We start from the raw sequence: 3881 nt of genomic DNA, 5'->3' as shown, positions 1-3881 counted from the left end.
CGCTGCGCTTTATCCCAGTTTTTCACCTGGAATTGGAACAGGTAAGGAACGCCCAGATGGCCAAAGGAATTGAGCTTGAAGGTCTTTCACCAAGAAACTTACTGCGGGCAGTCAGATACCTTTTCGTGCCGCTGGTTATTTCGACCCTGAGCCGCGTGGATAACCTGACTATCTCTATGGAGGGACGTGCCTTTGGCTTGTACCCTGTAAGGACTTACATGTCCTCACAAGCCCTGTCTACAAAAGACAAACTGGCCATCCTAGTAACCCCTCTATTTTTTCTGTGGACATATTTGATTTTCCAATAGCAAAGTAAATGTTACAAAATAAAATCCTCCTGGTAAAAATAGTGTTTGGAGTCAAACACCAAAACCAGGAGGCGGGAAAACATGACCAATATCTTTGATTATTCACCCATTAACTTGTACCCATTAAAACAAAAGTCGCACAACCGCAATTTTTCCCCTGATTTAGTCTTGTAGGTATTGAGAGTATCCTCCTGACCGCAGGAATCACAGATACCCTTTGATGAACAACCCACAGTTACAATTCCCATAAACAGCACGAGACACAGTATCACCAACGCTACCACTGGTTTTTTGAACTTCATCCCGATACTCCTTTCTACACTATGTATACAATCGGTATATGCGAATTGCAAATCCACCGTATCCCTTTAGCGATCATTGATAACCTTAGAGTTCTAGAACTATCTACGTTTCGACGATATCACAAATGCCAGGGCACGTCCAGGAAATTAATACCAGTCTTGCGTGAAATGGCAAGCATCTAGCTAATAATACGAAAATACACTTTTCGAGCCCTATTTGGAAAGCTATCGTCCTTCATAGATATAATGCATAAGGCATATTTAAAAGGCAGAGTAGCATATGCACCACCCTGCCTTTAACGGCATGGCCTCAAAATCATTCTCCTTTCCACATTGGGAGGCATACCCGTTCCCAGATATACCCTAACGGCCTAATCTCCCACCTGACGGCTTCGGGCGAATAGGCTCGGAGTGAGGTTAACGTGTAAATTATCCCCCCGCTAATGAATACATGATGACTACTTCATCACCGTCTTTTAGCACTGTGTATTTTTCCGCTCTTGTTCTATTTACCATAAATGTAGCCGCCTCCAGCAACTCCTTATCCTGGCCTTCCAGCTGATCTCTTATTATATGAAGCAGTTGTTCAACTGAAGCATTAGCGGGCAACTCTAAACAATTTGCCTCCGGTCCTAAATTTGCCATCGGTATTCCGAAGTATTTTACTTTTATTTTCACTGCATCGCCGCCGTGTAAAGATCCTTAATTACTTCATCCATGTAGCCGAGTTTCTGTAAAGATTCCAAGGACGGTTTTCCTGTCTTCAAGTCCCAGTCAGCAGTAGCAAAGAAGTTGCGGCCCAGCTGTTCGTTATCCACTGTAACACCGGCCAGTGGGCCTGCGGTGAGCGGCGGCTTCCCTACGGCACGATCAGAGATGGTGCAATCGGCCGGTTTAATCCCTTCCCGCAAATTAAACGCCTGGCGCATATTAAGAATGCGTAGTCCAGTGTTAAAGCTGTCTTCAGGCGTAAAAGGCAAGCCGGTTATTGCTTCTGTATATCGGTAAAATATCTCCGGTGACACTCCCACAATGGGAGCAAACATACAAAAACCAAGGCAGTTAAGGACCTCTTGAAAAGTAGTGGCTCCTAAATCTACCGCTCCGGTATTTTGGTAATTATATTTCTGCTCCGGCGGTTGGCTTAGTTGTGCCAGTCCCACTCCGCCCTTAACGTGACGTCCCGGTGTAGGATCATACTGATAGGTCCGGGCCAGACCGGGTCCCAGTCGGGGATCGTGCATGGGAAGTTCGATGCCGGAGGCAGTTTGCAGATACTGGCTCCCCTTGCCCCATGCTTTAGCGGCATAGGCGGAACCATGGGCTAATACGGCGCCACAGCCTTCTCCGTCCGCCATTTTTTGTAGGAGAGCCACAATGGCCTCACCGTTGCCCCAGGTTAAATCAATACCGTCTAAATCTTCTGGGGTAAGAACTCCTTTGTCGTAGCACTCCATGGCCCAAGCAATAGTCATGCCGGCAGAAATCGTATCCAGTCCATAACGATTACAAATCTCGTTGGCTTTTAAGATGGCGTCTTCTTCATCACACAGCAACGTAGAACCAAAAGCGGCTGCGGTTTCATATTCGGGACGCTCTGTCTCTTTAAGTGGCCAGCGCCCGGACTTAACCTCATATTCGGCACCACAACCAAGCGGACAGTTGTAACAGCTGTACTTCTTTGTCTTATGCTTATCAAGGGTAGTGGCAGTTACCTTTTGGGCGCTTTCTTCACCGAAATCGATGATACCCACACCACCCCAGTTTTTAACCGGTGAGTCACCGCTTAAAGCTGAGGCCCCAGTTCCGACTCCAGTGCCAAATGTACCAAAGCCTTCCGCCACCGGGTTTCCTTTCATCATGGCGCTTACTTCTTTGTTGATCTCTACAATTTTGTCCGGGCAAGCCATGGACACCTCGCCGGTTCCACGCACTGCAATTGCCTTTAACCTTTTAGAACCCATGACTGCACCGCCGCCGCCCCGACCGGGAGCCCGGTGCCCATCGTTAATCGGACAAGAGATAAGTGCCATCCTTTCCCCTGCCGGTCCAATAGTTACTACCCGTACCCTAGAGTCCCCAGTTTCCTCTTGCAGGGCTGCCCACGTCTCTTTGGCATCCTTACCCCACAAATGCGAAGCATCTCTGATTTCTGCTTTTCCGTCACTTATCCATAAATAAACAGGCTTTTGGGCTATGCCGGAGACAAAAACAGCGTCATACCCGGCTTTTTTTAGTTCCGGTCCAAAATAACCGCCGGAGTTGGCATCGTTCCAGCCGCCGGTCACCGGTGATTTATGCACTATCGTATAGCGTCCGCTAAAGAATGCTTTTGTGCCTGGAGCCGGGCCAGGAATAAAGCCTAGCACGCTGTCCGGTCCCAAAGGATCAGTGCCGGCCGGCATCATCTCGTACAAAATCTTCGCTCCAAGACCATAGCCACCAAGGAAATTCCAAGCCAGTTCCTCTGTTAGTTCCTTCTCCTTTAACTCACCGCTGGTAAGGTCCACAAACAGCATTTTGCCTGTGTAGCCACCTAACATGTTTATCCTCCCTCCCATCCTGTAATCCTACGCCCTCACAAATCCCTCCCTTGATGTCAATAACCAAAACAAAGGTATCGCCGTCTGATTATTCTGCACACCTAATAGCTGTTATATGGCTACGTTATTATTAACGTTCAAGAATACTGTCTCTATACTTGGTATTCAACCTTGCATCATAACATTCCTTCATAAAACAGCCATGCTCAGGTGGGTTTTCAATTAAAAATTGCTCTCTAATTAGCCTCTGTGCGGCTTTCCCTGTCATTGCTGCTTCATTAGGTACCCGGAAACCACATGGAAAATGGAAAAAAGAAGAACGCTGTACCAAACGCTCTTCTTCCTATATTAGTAACAAGTACTACAAAAATTCCAGTGCTGCTTGACCGCAGTAACAACCTAAAACGCTTAAAACAATACTCCAGGGCAAAATCCCGAGCAAGGTGTAAAGCAAAAATGTGTTTAACCTCATAGTGGCCAGCCCAGCCAGGTAGGAGATATAATTGCCGAAAAAGAAAGGACGCCCGAAACAAACAACCCAGTTACCATAGCGGTCGAACCATGATTCAGCCGTCTGGAAGGTCTTGGTAGAGAGGAAGATGTACCGGCCGTACTTAAAAAGCAGCTTGCGTCCTCCGTACTTGGCCAGATAGTACGGTATAAGAGTCCCCAAGCAATAGCCCAAAGCGGCACAGACGGCAATCATTGATAGACTGAGGTTGGATCTT

General features: G+C 47.3%; 4 protein-coding genes and 1 riboswitch. Of the genes, 1 reads left to right on the top strand and 3 read right to left on the bottom strand.

Annotated features, from left to right (window positions below):
- Positions 1 to 308: energy-coupling factor transporter transmembrane protein EcfT (locus tag GX016_01755; protein ID HHT70288.1), on the top strand; the 308-nt coding region annotated here is incomplete at its 5' end.
- Between the two features lie 607 nt (positions 309 to 915).
- A riboswitch (molybdenum cofactor riboswitch) is annotated at positions 916 to 1034 on the bottom strand.
- A gap of 5 nt (positions 1035 to 1039) precedes the next feature.
- On the opposite strand, the gene GX016_01750 is transcribed toward GX016_01755, so the two are convergent.
- From GX016_01750 to GX016_01740, 3 genes are all read right to left on the bottom strand, one after another.
- Positions 1040 to 1288: a MoaD/ThiS family protein gene (locus GX016_01750; GenBank protein ID HHT70287.1), complete on the bottom strand. Its 249-nt coding sequence runs from the start codon at positions 1286 to 1288 to the stop codon at positions 1040 to 1042.
- Entirely contained in the window at positions 1285 to 3153 is a 1869-nt protein-coding gene (locus GX016_01745; protein ID HHT70286.1) for an aldehyde ferredoxin oxidoreductase family protein, read from the bottom strand. The genes GX016_01750 and GX016_01745 overlap by 4 nt, the downstream gene beginning before the upstream one ends.
- 361 nt (positions 3154 to 3514) lie before the next feature.
- Positions 3515 to 3881, bottom strand: a 367-nt coding sequence (locus GX016_01740) for a DedA family protein (protein HHT70285.1), incomplete at its 5' end; no start/stop codon positions are given.

This window comes from Bacillota bacterium, from assembly GCA_012837285.1.
GTDB lineage: Bacteria > Bacillota > DTU030 > DUMP01 > DUMP01 > DUNI01.
The sequence above is the reverse complement of the archived record's forward strand: the minus strand, read 5'-3'. Positions and strand labels throughout refer to the sequence as shown.